Raw genomic sequence first — 13,772 nt, 5'->3', positions numbered from 1 at the left:
TGAATCGTACCTCGACGCCGATTCGTTTATTGGGGTTCCCTGGCGCTGAGCGTGATCCGCCTGCCGCGTTACATCACTTTGCGCACGGGTACGGCGCCGCCGCGAACGGCGTCGGGCTCAGCCCGGCCCCAGCATGTCCGCCGGGCGGATCAGGCGGTCGAAATCCTCGGGGCTGAGCAGGCCGAGTGCGACCACGGATTCCTTGAGCGTCAGGTTCTCGTGGTGCGCCTTCTTGGCTGCCTTGGCGGCATTGTCGTAGCCGATGTGCGGATTCAGTGCCGTCACCAGCATCAGGTTGCGGTCCAGGTACTGGGCGATCTGTGCCTCGTTGGCCACCGTGCCGGCGGCGCAGTGGTCGGCAAAGGAACGGCTGGCGTCGGTCAGCAGGCGGACCGATTGCAACAGGTTCCTGATCAGCAGCGGCTTGAAGACATTCAGTTCCAGGTGCCCGCTGGCGCCACCGAAGTTGATGGCGACGTCGTTGCCGAACACCTGCGCGGCCACCATGGTCAGCGCCTCGGACTGCGTCGGGTTGACCTTGCCGGGCATGATCGAGCTGCCCGGTTCGTTCTCCGGCAGGTACAGCTCGCCGATGCCGCAGCGCGGGCCGGAGCCCAGCAGGCGGAAGTCGTTGGCGATCTTCATGCACGCGGCGGCGGCGGTCTTGAGCGCGCCGCTCATCCACACGATGGCGTCGTGCGCGGCCAGCGCCGCGAACTTGTTCGGCGCGGTGATGAAGGGCAGCGCGGTCAGTTCCGCGATGCGGTCGGCCACCGCATCGGCAAACCGCGGATGGGTATTGAGACCAGTGCCGACCGCGGTGCCGCCGATGGCCAGTTGGTACAGGCGCGGCAGGGCACTGTCCACGGCGTCGATGACGTCGTTCAGCTGGTGCACGTAGCCGCTGAATTCCTGGCCCAGGGTCAGCGGCACGGCGTCCATCATGTGGGTGCGGCCGACCTTGATGATGGACTCGAACTGGGCAGCTTTTCTGGCCAGCACGTCGCGCAGGTGGCGCAGGGCCGGCAGCAGCGCGTCGTGCACCTCGCGCGCGGCGGCGATGTGCATGGCAGTGGGGAAGGTGTCGTTCGAGGACTGGCTCTTGTTGACGTCGTCGTTCGGGTGGACGGGCTTTTTGGAGCCCAGTTCGCCGCCGGCCATTTCGATGGCGCGGTTGGCGATCACCTCGTTCACGTTCATGTTGCTCTGGGTGCCGGAGCCGGTCTGCCACACCGCCAGCGGGAAGTGGTCGTCGAGCTTGCCGTCGGCCACTTCGGCCGCCGCGCGGGCGATCAGGTCGGCTTTGTCCTGCGGCATCAGGCCAAGATCGGCGTTGGTCAGCGCAGCGGCCTGTTTCAGCACGCCAAAGGCGTGGATCACTTCCAGTGGCATGCGCTCGCGCTCGCCGCCGATGGCGAAGAACTTCAGGCTGCGGGCGGTTTGCGCGCCCCAGTAGCGGTCGGCCGGGACTTCCAGCTCGCCCATGGTGTCGCGCTCGATGCGAAAGGACATTGCCTGACTCCGTATTGAAATGGGTGACTTCGCGAGGCCGGAATTCTACCGGGCGCGGCGGCCCCGGCCGGGTGGTATCGACCGCCCCGGTGCGGTAACCGGGCACAAGTTCGGGCAAGCGCCTGCGACAACGCAGCGGGTTTGTCCCGGCCGTGGCGAGTCGGGACGGCAGGCCCCCTGTGCTAGACTTCGCGCCGCACCGGAGCGATTTATGCCGCGCGTCCGAGCCTGCTGGCGGGGTCCGCGCGAGCGTCGTTTGTGGCGGCCCAGGCGCCCCCGAATCCATACCCACATTCCTTAATTTGGCGACAGCATGACCGAGTTCGCCCGCGAAGTTATTGCCGCGAACATCGAGGACGAGCTCAAGCGCTCCTACCTCGACTACTCCATGAGCGTCATCGTCGGGCGCGCCCTGCCGGACGTGAAGGATGGTCTCAAGCCGGTGCACCGGCGCGTGCTGTATGCCATGCACGAATCCGGCCACCACTGGAACCGCGCGCACGTGAAGTCGGCGCGCGTGGTCGGCGAGGTGATGGGTAAGTACCACCCGCACGGCGACTCGGCCATCTACGACACGCTGGTGCGCATGGCGCAGCCGTTCTCGCTGCGCTACCCGCTGATCGACGGCCAGGGCAACTTCGGCTCGGTGGACGGCGACTCGCCGGCCGCCATGCGCTACACCGAATCGCGCCTGTCGCGGATCGCCAGCGAGCTGCTGGCCGACATCGACATGGACACGGTCGATTTCGTGCCCAATTACGACGGCAAGGAACGCGAACCGGCGGTGCTGCCGTCGCGCCTGCCGAACCTGCTGGTCAACGGCTCCACTGGCATTGCCGTGGGCATGGCCACCAACATCCCGCCGCACAACCTGGTCGAGGTGGTCAACGCCTGCGTGGCGCTGATCGACGACCCGGACATCGACCTCGACGGCCTGATGGTGCACCTGCCGGGGCCGGATTTCCCGACCGCCGCCAGCATCAACGGCGCCGCCGGCATCCGCGAGGCCTACGCCACCGGCCGCGGCAAGATCTACCTGCGCGCCCGGGTCGAGATCGAGGAGGACAAGAAGACCGGCAAGGCGAGCCTGGTCATCTTCGAGCTGCCGTATCAGGTCAACAAGGCGCATCTGCTGGAAAAAGTCGCCGAGCTGGTCAAGGAAAAGCGCATCGAGGGCATTACCGAGATCCGCGACGAGTCCGACAAGGACGGCATGCGGGCGGTGATCGAGCTGCGCCGCGGCGAGGTGCCGGAGGTGGTGCTCAATCACCTGTACCAGCAGACGCAGCTGCAGGCCGTGTTCGGCATCAACATGGTGGCACTGGTCGACGGCCAGCCGCGCCAGCTGACGCTGCACGAGGTGCTCGAAGCCTTCATCCGCCACCGCCGCGAGGTGGTCAGCCGGCGCACACTGTTTGCGCTGCGCAAGGCGCGCGACCGGTTGCACATCCTGGAAGGCCTGGCTGTCGCGCTGGCCAACATCGAGCGCGTGATCGCCCTGATCCGCGGCTCGCAGACCACGGACGAAGCCCGCGCCAAGCTGACCGCCGAGGGCTTCGCGCCCGGTTTCGTGGGCGAGATGCTGACCCGCGCCCTGGGCGTGGACGCGCAGCGCCCGACCGAGACCGGCCGTGGCCTGATCGATGGCGCCTATTACCTGAGCGATCGCCAGGTGCAGGCCATCCTGGACATGCGTCTGCAGCGCCTGACGGGGCTGGAACGGGACAAGATCGTCGACGAGTACGGCGAGCTGACGGTGCAGATCGCCGACCTGCTGGACATCCTGGGCAGCGACACGCGCCTGCTGGCCGAGATCCGCCGCGAGCTGCTGGAAATCCGCGACCAGTACGGCGACAAGCGGCGCACGACGATCATGGTCGACCGCCTGGACCTGACATCCGAGGACCTGATCGCGCAGCAGGACCTGGTGGTGACCTTCTCGCACCAGGGCTACTGCAAGTCGCAGCGGGTCAGCGAGTACCGCTCGCAGCACCGCGGCGGGCGCGGCCGCTCGGCGGCGCGGGTCAAGGAAGAGGACTTCATCGAGCGCCTGTTCGTGGCCAACAGCCACGACACGCTGCTGTGCTTCTCGAACGCCGGCAAGGTGTACTGGCTGAAGGTCTACGAGCTGCCGCTGGCCGGCTCCGGCAGCCGCGGGCGGCCGATCGTGAACCTGCTGCCGCTGGGCGAGGGCGAGCGCATCAGCGCCGTGCTGCCGGTGCGCGAGTTCGACGCCGAGCGTTTCGTGGTGTTCGCCTCGCGCCGCGGCCTGATCAAGAAAACCGCGCTGGCCAATTACTCCCGCCCGCGCAGCGCCGGCATCATCGCGCTGGACATCGTGGACGGCGACGCCCTGGTGGCGGTGGCGCTCACCAGCGGCAGCGATCATGTGCTGCTGTTCACCGACGACGGCAAGGTGCTGCGTTTCGACGAGCGCGACGTGCGCCCCATGGGCCGCGATGCGCGCGGTGTGCGCGGCATGCGTCTGCACCAGGACCAGAACCTGATCGGCATGGTGGTGGCGCAGCCCCAGGGCGATATCCTGACCGTCACCGCCAACGGCTACGGCAAGCGCACGCCGCTGGCCGATTACCCGGTCCGCGGCCGCGGCGGCATGGGCGTGATTTCCATCCAGACCAGCGCCCGCAATGGCCCGGTGGTGGGCGCGGTGCAGGCGGTCGAGTCCGAACAGGTGATGCTGGTCACCAACGCCGGCACGGCCATCCGCACCACGGTGGCGAGCATTTCCCTGCTGGGCCGAAACACCCAGGGCGTGAAGCTGATGGGTGTGGGTGAGGGCGAGCTGCTGGCCGGTCTGGCGGTGGTGGCACCCGAGGATGAAGAGTCCGAAGGCGAGCCGATCGACGGTGATGACGCCGCGACCGATCGGACCGCAGCCGACCCGGCCGAGCGGCCCGGCGACACCAACCCGGACGACGTTTCGCCCGACGCATGACGCAGACGGCCGCCGCCCCGCGCGGCGGCCCAGACACGGAGACAACGATGGCACGCGTATACAACTTCAGCGCCGGCCCGGCGGTATTGCCCGAGCCGGTGCTGGCGCAGGTGCGGGATGAGCTGCTCGACTGGCACGGCTGCGGCATGTCGGTGATGGAAATGAGCCACCGCGGCAAGGAATTCATGGCCATCCAGGCCGAGGCCGAGGCCGACCTGCGCGCGCTCATGGGCATCCCGGCCAACTACAAGGTGCTGTTCCTGCAGGGCGGCGCTAGCTTGCAGTTCTCGATGCTGCCGCTGAACCTGCTGCCGGCGGGCGGCAAGGCCGACTACGTGCTGACCGGCTCCTGGGCCAAGAAAGCCGCCGCCGAGGCCAAGCGCTACGGCACGGTCAACATCGCGGCGAGCAGTGCCGAGACCAACTTCAACCGCATCCCGGGCCAAAGCGAGCTCAAGCTCGACCCGGCCGCCGCCTACGTGCACATCACCGGCAACAACACCATCTTTGGCACCGAGTACCACTACACGCCGGACACAGGTTCAGTGCCGCTGGTGTCGGATGCCTCCAGCCACATCCTGTCGCGGCCGGTGGACGTCAGTCGCTACGGGCTGATCTATGCCGGGGCGCAGAAGAACGTCGGCCCGGCCGGTCTGACGCTGGTGATCGTGCGCGATGACCTGATCGGCCGCTGCCGCGAGGGTGCGCCGACCATGCTCGACTACGCCATCCATGCCGAAAACGACTCCGCCTACAACACGCCGCCGACGTTTGCCATCTACGTGTCCGGCCTGGTGTTCAAGCACCTGCTGGCACAGGGCGGGCTGGCGGCGGTGGAGCGGGCCAACGTAGAGAAGGCCAGCCTGCTCTACGACCTGCTCGATCGCAGCGGCTTCTACAACTGCCCCACCGAGCCGGCCAGCCGCTCGCGCATGAACGTGCCGTTCACGCTGGCCAATGCCGAGCTCGATGCGCCGTTCCTGGCCGAGGCGAAGAAAGCCGGCCTGGTGCAGCTGAAAGGCCACCGCAGCGTCGGCGGCATGCGTGCGAGCATCTACAACGCCATGCCGCTGGCCGGCGTGCAGGCGCTGGTCGATTTCATGATCGACTTCGAGCGCCGCCACGGCTGACGGCCACATCACTTCGCAGGAATACCGCCATGTACCGCGTACTCGCGCTGAACAACATCTCCAAGGTCGGCCTGTCGCGTCTGCCGGCCGACCGCTTCCAGATCGGCAAGGACCTGGCCGATCCGGACATCATCCTGCTGCGCTCGGCTGACCTGCACAGCATGGACCTGCCGGCCTCGCTGCTGGCCGTGGGTCGGGCCGGCGCCGGCGTGAACAACATCCCGGTGGCAGCGCTGTCGGCGCGCGGCATTCCGGTGTTCAACACGCCGGGCGCCAACGCCAATGCGGTCAAGGAGCTGGTGATTGCCGGCCTGCTGCTGGCGGCGCGCAACATCTGCCAGGCCTGGGCCTACACGCAGGCGCTGGAAGGCGACGCGCAGACCGTGGAGCACGCGGTCGAGGCCGGCAAGAAACAGTTCGCCGGCTTCGAGCTGCCGGGCCGCACGCTGGGCGTGGTGGGCCTGGGCGCCATCGGCCGGCTGGTGGCCAACGCCGCCCTGGGGCTGGGCATGAAAGTGGTCGGCTACGACCCGGGCATCACGGTCGAGGGCGCCTGGCAGCTGTCGTCGCAGGTGCAGCGGGCGCCGAGCGTCGAGGCGGTGTTCGCGCAGGCCGATTTCATCACCTTCCATGTGCCGCTGAACGATCACACCCGCGGCCTGGCCAACGCCGACACGCTGCGCCTGGCCCGTCCCGGCCTGACGGTGCTGAACTTCGCCCGCGCCGGCATCGTCGACACCGACGCCGTGGCCGCCGCGCTGGAGACCGGGCAGGTGCATTACTACGTGAGCGATTTCCCCAAGCCGGGGCTGATCGGCCACCCGCGCGTCATTGCCCTGCCGCACCTGGGCGCCTCCACTGCCGAGGCGGAGGAGAACTGCGCCGTGATGGTGGCCGATCAGGTGCGCGACTACATCGAGAACGGCAACATCACCAACGCGGTCAATTTCCCGTGGGTGGTCATGCCGCGCGCCGAGGGTGCGGTGCGCCTGTCGGTGGTCAACGCCAACGTGCCCAACATGGTCGGCCAGATCACCACTGCGCTGGCCGAGGCCAAGCTGAACATCGTCGACATGATCAACAAGTCCAAGGGCGAGCTCGCCTACACGCTGGTGGACGTGGATCGCCCGCTGCCGGCCGAACTGCTGGCGAAGATCCGCGCCATCGCGGGCGTGCTGGCGGTGCGCTGTCCCTGACCGGCGCCAGGCGGACGGAGGAGGCATGACGCAGGACGGCAAGCTGGCCCAGATTCGGCACCGTATCGACACGATCGACGGTGAGCTGCTGCGCCTGCTGTCCGAGCGGGCGGCCTGCGCGCAGCAGGTGGCCGAGGTCAAGCAGGCTGCCGGCGAGACGGTCTTCTACCGTCCGGAGCGCGAGGCGCAGGTGCTGCGCCAGGTGGCCGCTGCCAATCCCGGGCCGTTGCCGGACGAGGCAGTCGCGCACATCTTTCGGGAAATCATGTCGGCCTGCCTGGCCCTGGAGCGGCCGCTCACGGTGGCGTATCTGGGTCCGCCGGGGACCTTCTCGCAGGACGCCACGCACAAGCACTTCGGGCAGGCCATCAGCAGCCTGCCGCAGACCACCATCGAACAGGTGTTTCGCGAGGTCGACGCCGGCGCTGCCGACTATGGCGTGGTGCCGATCGAGAACTCCACCGAGGGCGCGGTCACGCACACGCTGGACATGTTCCTGAGCACGCCGCTGACCATCTGCGGCGAGGTGGAGCTGGCCGTGCATCAGCAGCTGCTGAGCAAGGCGCCCGACCTGGCCGGCGTGAAACAAATCTATTCGCACGCCCAGTCGCTGGCGCAGTGCCGGCGCTGGCTGGCCGGGCACCTGCCGGGCGTGGCCTGCGCGGCGGTCAGCAGCAACGCCGAAGCGGCCCGGCGCGCGGCCAGCGAAGCCGGCGCCGCCGCCATTGCCGGCGAGTCGGCCGGGCGCCTGTACGAGCTCACGCGCCTGGCCGCCAATATCGAGGACGAGCCGGGCAACACCACGCGTTTTCTGGTCATCGGCCGGCACGACACGCAGCCATCGGGACGCGACAAGACCTCGCTGCTGCTGTCCACCGGCAACCGGCCGGGCGCGCTCGCCAGCCTGCTCGAACCGCTGCGCCGGCACGGCATCTCCATGACCCGCATCGAATCGCGTCCGGCCCGCACCGGCCGCTGGCAGTACGTGTTCTTCATCGACATCGAGGGCCATGTGCAGGACGCGCCGGTGCAGCAGGCATTGACCGAACTGCGCGAGGTGACCGCCCTGTGCAAGGTGTTGGGCGCCTACCCGCGGGCGACCGGAGATACGCCATGAGCCTTTCCATCCGTGATCTGGCCACGCCCGGCGTGCGCGCCTTCCAGCCCTACCAGCCGGGCAAGCCGTTGAGCGAGCTGGAGCGCGAGTACGGTATCCGCGACGCCATCAAGCTGGCCTCGAACGAGAACCCGCTCGGCCCGAGCCCGCTGGGTCTGGCCGCGGCGCGCCAGGCTCTGGACGAGGTCGCGCTGTACCCGGACAGCCACGGCTTTGCCCTGAAGCAGGCCCTGGCGGCGGCGCTGGCGGTCGAGCCCGGCCAGTTGGTGCTGGGCAACGGTTCCAATGAAATCCTGCAGCTGGTGGCGCGGGCTTTCCTGAATCCAGGCGACGAGGTGGTGCTGGCGCAGTACGCGTTCGCCATCTTCACCACCGTGTCGGTCAGTGCCGGCGGCCGCGTGGTCACGGTGCCGGCGCGCGACTGGGGCGCCGATCTGCCGGCCATGCGCGCGGCGGTCACGCCGCGCACGCGGGTGATTTTCCTGGCCAACCCGAACAACCCTACCGGCACCTGGCACCGGGCCGCCGAGCTGCGGGCGTTTCTGGAATCCTTGCCGCCGCACGTCGTGGTGGTGCTGGACGAGGCCTATTGCGAGTACGTCAGCGAGCCGGATTACCCGAATGGTCTGGCCTGGCTGGCACAGTTCCCGAACCTGCTGGTGTCGCGCACCTTCTCGAAGATTTACGGCCTGGCCGGGCTGCGCCTGGGCTATGGCGTGGCCAGCGCCCCGATGGCAGACCTGCTCAATCGCCTGCGCGAGCCGTTCACCGTCAACAACCTGGCCCTGGCGGCCGGCGAGGCGGCACTGGCCGATGAGGAGCACGTGCGCCGCGCCCGGGAGCTGAACGCGCAGGGCCTGGCCCTGCTGGCCGCAGCCTGCCAGCGGCTGGGGCTGGCCTACATTCCGTCGGTCGGCAACTTCATCGCCGTCGATGTCGGCCGCCCGGCCGGTCCGGTGTACGAGGCCCTGCTGCGGCGCGGCGTCATCGTGCGTCCCTTGGCGCCCTACGGCATGCCGAATCATCTGCGCATCACCATCGGCACGCCGGCGCAGATGCAGCGCCTGCTCGCCGCCCTGCCGCAGGCGCTGGCCGGCTGATGGCGCACGTCGTCGTCATCGGACTTGGCCTGATCGGCGGCTCGCTGGCGCGGGATCTGCGCCGTTGCGGGCATCGGGTGACGGCCTGTGGCCGGGATGCCGCGCGCCTCGCGCCGGCCGTCGGGCTTGGCATCGTCGATGCCGTGGAAGCTGATTGGCAGGCTGCCGTGGCGAGCGCCGACATCGTCGTGCTCGGCGTGCCGGTCGGAGGTACACGCGAGGTCTATGCCCTTATCCACCCGCACCTGGCGGCCGACGCCGTGGTCACGGACGTCGGCAGCACCAAATGCTCGGTGGTGCGTGATCTGAAGGCCCTGTGCGGCCAATTGCCGGCCCATTTCGTGCCCGCTCATCCGATTGCCGGCACCGAGCACAGTGGCTTTGCCGCCAGCCTGGAGGGGATGTTTGCCGGGCGCACGGTGGTGCTGACGCCAACCGCGGACACCGATCCAGCCGCCACCGCGCGCGTGACCGCCCTGTGGCAGGAAGTCGGCGCCCGGGTGCTGAGCATGACGCCCGAGCAGCACGACGCCGCGCTGGCGCTGACCAGCCATCTGCCGCAGATGCTGGCCTACACGCTGATGGGGCAGTTTGCCGAAACGCCCGGCGCGCTCGCCCCGCTGGTCGGCAGCGGCTTTCGCAGCATGACGCGCCTGGCCGGCAGCGATCCTGTGATGTGGCGGGACGTGTCCCTGGCCAATCAGGCGCAGCTGAGTCTGACCCTGCGCCGCTACATGGAGCGCCTGGGCGAGCTGGCGGCGGCGGTGGATGCCGGCGACGCGGCGCGGCTCGAAAAGCTGTTCGCGGCGTCCCAGGCCGCCTATCACCGTCTGCCGCCGGCCTGAGGTTCCAGCATGGACTTTCGTGTTAGGTCGGGCGGGCAGATCAGTGGTCGTTGCCGCGTTCCGGGCGACAAGTCGATCTCGCACCGGGCCGTCATGCTGGCAGCGCTGGCCGAGGGCGAGAGCCGCTTTACGGGCTTTCTGGCCGGTGCGGACACGCTGGCCACGGCGGCGGCGTTTCGCGCCATGGGCGTACGCATCGACGGTCCGTATGACGGTGAAGTCACGGTGCAGGGCGTTGGCCTGCATGGCCTGCGGGCACCATCAGGACCGCTCGACATGGGCAACGCCGGCACCGGCATGCGCCTGCTGGCCGGTCTCCTGGCCGGGCAGCGTTTCGGCGTGACGCTGATCGGTGACGAATCCCTGTCGCGCCGGCCGATGCGCCGCGTCATCGCGCCGCTGCGTCAGATGGGTGCCGATATAGGCGCCGCCGAGGGCGACACGCCGCCGCTGGTGTTGCGGCCGACCGCCCAATTGCGGGGCATCGACTATGTACTGCCGATGGCCAGCGCACAGGTCAAATCCTGCCTGCTGCTGGCCGGCCTGTATGCCCAGGGACGCACCTGCGTGACCGAGCCGGCGCCGACCAGGGACCACACCGAGCGCATGCTGGCCGCCTTCGGCCGGCCGCTGCAGCGGGACGGCGCGCGGGTGTGCATCGATGGCGGCGACACGCCGCTGCGGGCCACCTCGTTCGCCATACCGGGCGACATCTCCTCGGCCGCGTTTCCGCTGGTGGCGGCGCTGATCGCCGGGCAGGGCGAGCTGCTGATCGAAAACGTCGGCATCAACCCGACCCGCACCGGCATTCTGGACATCCTGCGTGCCATGGGCGGTGACATCGAGTTGCTGAATTTGCGCGAGGCCGGCAGCGAGCCGGTGGCCGACATCCGCGTGCGGCCCAGCCGTCTGCGCGGCATTGCCGTGTCACCGGAGCTGGTGCCGCTGGCCATCGACGAATTCCCCGCCATTGCCGTGGCCGCCGCCTGCGCACAGGGCGAAACGCTGATCACGGGCGCGCAGGAACTGCGGGTCAAGGAAAGCGACCGCATCGCCGCCATCGCGAACGGACTCACGGCGCTTGGCATTGCGGTCGAAACGCTGCCGGACGGCCTGCGCATCCAGGGCGGGCGGTTTCGCGGTGGGGTGGTGGAAAGCCATGGCGATCACCGCATCGCGATGGCCTTCAGCCTGGCCGCGCTGCGCGCCGATGCGCCGGTGCGGATTCGTGACTGCGTGAACGTCGGCACCTCGTTTCCCGGCTACGCCGAAATCATGCGCGGCCTCGGCCTGGCCATCGAGGCCGCATGAGCGAGGCGCCAGTCGTCACCATCGATGGACCGGGCGGCGCCGGCAAGGGCACGGTCAGCCTGCTGCTGGCGCGCCGGCTGGGGTGGCATTACCTGGACAGCGGTGCCCTGTATCGGCTGGTGGCCGTGGCCGCCGCGCGGGACGGAATCGACCTCGACGATGGCGACGCGCTGGCGCGGCGCGTGCCTGGCCTGCGAATCGAATTTCGCTTGCACGCCGACACGCTGCAGGTGCTGCTGGATGATGTCGACGTGACCGCCGCCATTCGGGAAGAGGCCTGCGCCCGGGCGGCGTCGCGCCTGGCGGTGCACGCCGGGCTGCGCACCGCATTGCTGCCCTTGCAGCGCGCCTTTGCCCGTCCGCCGGGTCTGGTGGCAGAAGGCCGCGACATGGGCACGGTGGTGTTTCCGCAGGCGCCGCTGAAGATTTTTCTGACCGCCAGCGCCGAGCAGCGTGCCCGGCGGCGCTGGCTGCAGTTGAGCGCGGCCGGCGTCGATGCTAGTCTTGCCGCCATTTTGGATGATTTGCGGCGGCGTGACGCGCGGGATGCTTCGCGTACCACTGCCCCGCTGCGCCCGGCGGACGATGCGGTCCTCATCGACAGCAGCGACCTGACGGCGGATGAAGTGTGTGCCCGGATTGCCGGGCACTGCCAGGAGCGCGGTCTGACGGTCGGCACCGACCCGGTCCCGTAAGGGTTCGGGCGCGGCCGGCGTTTCCGTTTCGCGGCGAAAGCCCCGCGGGCAGCGCAGTTTTTCAATCAATGCGGATCGCGGAAGCCGCTCACCGTTAGCCACTACCCATGACCGAATCGTTCGCCGCCCTGCTGGAAGAAAGCCTGTCGAACAGGAAATTGCAGCCGGGCTCCATCGTCCGCGCCACTGTTGTCGACATGGACAACAACTTCGTCACCGTCAACGCCGGCCTGAAGTCCGAGGCGCTGATCCCGGTCCAGGAATTCCGCAACGAGCGCGGTGAGCTGGAGGTCGCCATCGGCGACGTGGTCGAGGTGGCCCTGAAGGCCATCGAGGACGGCTACGGCGAGACCGTGCTGTCGCGTGAGGAAGCGCGCCTCAACAAGCAGTGGATCGTGCTCGAGGAAGCGTTCGAGAAGTCCGAGCCGATCACCGGCATCATCACCGACAAGGTCAAGGGCGGCTTCACGGTCATGATCGGCGACGTGCGGGCCTTCCTGCCCGGCTCCCTGGTCGACATCCGCCCGGTGCGCGATGTGACGCACCTGGAAGGGCGCGAAATCGAGTTCAAGTGCATCAAGCTCGACCGCAAGCGCAACAACGTCGTGGTGTCGCGCCGCGCGGTGCTGGAAGACAGCTACGTCGAGGAGCGCCGTGCGCTGATCGAGAGCCTGGAAGAGGGCCAGATCAAGCACGGCATCGTCAAGAACCTCACCGACTACGGTGCGTTCGTGGATCTGGGCGGCATCGACGGCCTGCTGCACGTGACCGACATGGCCTGGAAGCGCGTGCGTCACCCGAGCGAAGTGGTCAAGGTAGGCGACGAGCTGGAAGTCAAGATCCTGAAATTCGACCGCGAGCGCGTGCGCGTGTCGCTGGGTCTGAAGCAGCTGCAGGAAGACCCGTGGGTCAATATCGCGCGCCGTTATCCGGTCGGCACGCGTCTGGTCGGCACGGTCACCAACGTCACCGATTACGGCTGCTTCGTGGAGATCGAGGACGGCGTCGAGGGCCTGGTGCACATGTCCGAGATGGACTGGACCAACCGCAACGTGCAGCCGGCCAAGGTGGTGCAGCCGGGCGATCAGGTCGAGGTGATGATCCTGGACGTCGACGGCGAGCGCCGGCGCATTTCGCTGGGCATGAAGCAGTGCCGCATGAACCCCTGGGAAGAATTCGCCGCCCTGCACCGCAAGGGTGACAAGGTCAGCGGGCGCATCAAGTCGATCACCGATTTTGGCGTGTTCGTGGAACTGGACGGCGGCATCGACGGCCTGGTCCATCTGACCGACATCTCCTGGGACAAGCCCGGCGAGGAAGCCATCCGCGACCTCAAGAAGGGCGATCTGGTCAACGCCGTGGTCATGCTGGTGGACCCCGAGCGCGAGCGTATTTCGCTGGGCATGAAGCAGGTCGAGGGCGATGCCTGGACCGACTACGTGGAACAGCACCCGCGCGGCACGCGTGTCACCGCCAAGGTGACCCAGGTCGAGCCGAAGTTGGTCCTGCTGGAGCTGGCGCCCGGCGTCGAGGGCACCATGAAGGGCTCCGATGCGTCGCAGGACAAGACCAAGGATGCCACCGAGGTGCTCAAGGTCGGCGATGAGGTCGAGGCCATGATCATCGCCATCGACAGCAAGACGCGCAGCATCCAGCTGTCCGTCCGGGCGCAGGAGCTCAAGGAAGAAGCCGCGGCGGTGGAGGATTACCGTTCCACCAACGTCACCGGCACGACCAGCCTGGGCGATCTGCTCAAGGAGCACCTGGGCGATCGGGGCAACTGAGCAGGCACGGTCGCATCGGTGGCGGCCCGCTGCCGCCGGTGCGATCGAATTCTTGGGCCGGCATGGGCCATGCGCAGACCCGGCGGTGCCGGCGCGGATTCACACGAACGGCGTGGCTGCGGCCAT

10 protein-coding genes are annotated in these 13,772 nt (G+C 68.4%); 9 read left to right on the top strand and 1 reads right to left on the bottom strand.

The window, feature by feature from the left end:
* Positions 1-117: 117 nt before the first annotated feature.
* Positions 118-1,512: a class II fumarate hydratase gene (gene fumC, locus H5U26_RS08635; protein ID WP_290618681.1), complete on the bottom strand. Its 1,395-nt coding sequence runs from the start codon at positions 1,510-1,512 to the stop codon at positions 118-120.
* Between the two features lie 313 nt (positions 1,513-1,825).
* Here fumC and gyrA point away from each other — a divergent pair, with 313 nt between their 5' ends.
* The 9 genes from gyrA (at position 1,826) to rpsA (ending at position 13,646) form a co-directional block, all read left to right on the top strand.
* The gene (gene gyrA, locus H5U26_RS08630) at positions 1,826-4,468 is read left to right on the top strand and encodes a DNA gyrase subunit A (protein ID WP_290618679.1); all 2,643 of its coding nucleotides are present in this window, start codon (positions 1,826-1,828) and stop codon (positions 4,466-4,468) included.
* 47 nt (positions 4,469-4,515) lie between these two features.
* Entirely contained in the window at positions 4,516-5,598 is a 1,083-nt protein-coding gene (gene serC, locus H5U26_RS08625; RefSeq protein WP_290618678.1) for a 3-phosphoserine/phosphohydroxythreonine transaminase, read from the top strand.
* A gap of 29 nt (positions 5,599-5,627) precedes the next feature.
* Positions 5,628-6,794: a phosphoglycerate dehydrogenase gene (locus tag H5U26_RS08620; RefSeq protein WP_290618676.1), complete on the top strand. Its 1,167-nt coding sequence runs from the start codon at positions 5,628-5,630 to the stop codon at positions 6,792-6,794.
* Positions 6,795-6,819: 25 nt separating this feature from the next.
* Positions 6,820-7,911: a prephenate dehydratase gene (gene pheA, locus H5U26_RS08615; protein ID WP_290618674.1), complete on the top strand. Its 1,092-nt coding sequence runs from the start codon at positions 6,820-6,822 to the stop codon at positions 7,909-7,911.
* Positions 7,908-9,011: a histidinol-phosphate transaminase gene (gene hisC, locus H5U26_RS08610; RefSeq protein WP_290618672.1), complete on the top strand. Its 1,104-nt coding sequence runs from the start codon at positions 7,908-7,910 to the stop codon at positions 9,009-9,011. Before pheA ends, hisC begins: the two co-directional genes overlap by 4 nt.
* Entirely contained in the window at positions 9,011-9,856 is an 846-nt protein-coding gene (locus H5U26_RS08605) for a prephenate dehydrogenase/arogenate dehydrogenase family protein (protein ID WP_290618670.1), read from the top strand. Before hisC ends, H5U26_RS08605 begins: the two co-directional genes overlap by 1 nt.
* Positions 9,857-9,865: 9 nt before the next feature.
* The gene (aroA, locus tag H5U26_RS08600) at positions 9,866-11,167 is read left to right on the top strand and encodes a 3-phosphoshikimate 1-carboxyvinyltransferase (protein ID WP_290618668.1); all 1,302 of its coding nucleotides are present in this window, start codon (positions 9,866-9,868) and stop codon (positions 11,165-11,167) included.
* The gene (cmk, locus tag H5U26_RS08595) at positions 11,164-11,862 is read left to right on the top strand and encodes a (d)CMP kinase (RefSeq protein WP_290618666.1); all 699 of its coding nucleotides are present in this window, start codon (positions 11,164-11,166) and stop codon (positions 11,860-11,862) included. Before aroA ends, cmk begins: the two co-directional genes overlap by 4 nt.
* 107 nt (positions 11,863-11,969) lie before the next feature.
* On the top strand, positions 11,970-13,646 hold the full coding sequence (gene rpsA, locus H5U26_RS08590; protein WP_290618664.1) for a 30S ribosomal protein S1: 1,677 nt from the start codon (positions 11,970-11,972) through the stop codon (positions 13,644-13,646).
* Positions 13,647-13,772 lie beyond the last annotated feature (126 nt).

This window comes from Immundisolibacter sp. (assembly GCF_014359565.1).
GTDB lineage: Bacteria > Pseudomonadota > Gammaproteobacteria > Immundisolibacterales > Immundisolibacteraceae > Immundisolibacter.
Note: the sequence above shows the minus strand (reverse complement) of the source record. Positions and strands in the feature narration are given on the sequence as shown.

Excerpts from the sequence above, each read along its gene's own strand:
- fumC (WP_290618681.1), bottom strand. The coding sequence starts at position 1,512 with ATGTCCTTTCGCATCGAGCGCGACACCATGGGCGAGCTGGAAGTCCCG.
- pheA (WP_290618674.1), top strand. The coding sequence starts at position 6,820 with ATGACGCAGGACGGCAAGCTGGCCCAGATTCGGCACCGTATCGACACG.
- serC (WP_290618678.1), top strand. The coding sequence starts at position 4,516 with ATGGCACGCGTATACAACTTCAGCGCCGGCCCGGCGGTATTGCCCGAG.
- H5U26_RS08620 (WP_290618676.1), top strand. The coding sequence starts at position 5,628 with ATGTACCGCGTACTCGCGCTGAACAACATCTCCAAGGTCGGCCTGTCG.
- aroA (WP_290618668.1), top strand. The coding sequence starts at position 9,866 with ATGGACTTTCGTGTTAGGTCGGGCGGGCAGATCAGTGGTCGTTGCCGC.
- cmk (WP_290618666.1), top strand. The coding sequence starts at position 11,164 with ATGAGCGAGGCGCCAGTCGTCACCATCGATGGACCGGGCGGCGCCGGC.
- hisC (WP_290618672.1), top strand. The coding sequence starts at position 7,908 with ATGAGCCTTTCCATCCGTGATCTGGCCACGCCCGGCGTGCGCGCCTTC.
- H5U26_RS08605 (WP_290618670.1), top strand. The coding sequence starts at position 9,011 with ATGGCGCACGTCGTCGTCATCGGACTTGGCCTGATCGGCGGCTCGCTG.
- rpsA (WP_290618664.1), top strand. The coding sequence starts at position 11,970 with ATGACCGAATCGTTCGCCGCCCTGCTGGAAGAAAGCCTGTCGAACAGG.
- gyrA (WP_290618679.1), top strand. The coding sequence starts at position 1,826 with ATGACCGAGTTCGCCCGCGAAGTTATTGCCGCGAACATCGAGGACGAG.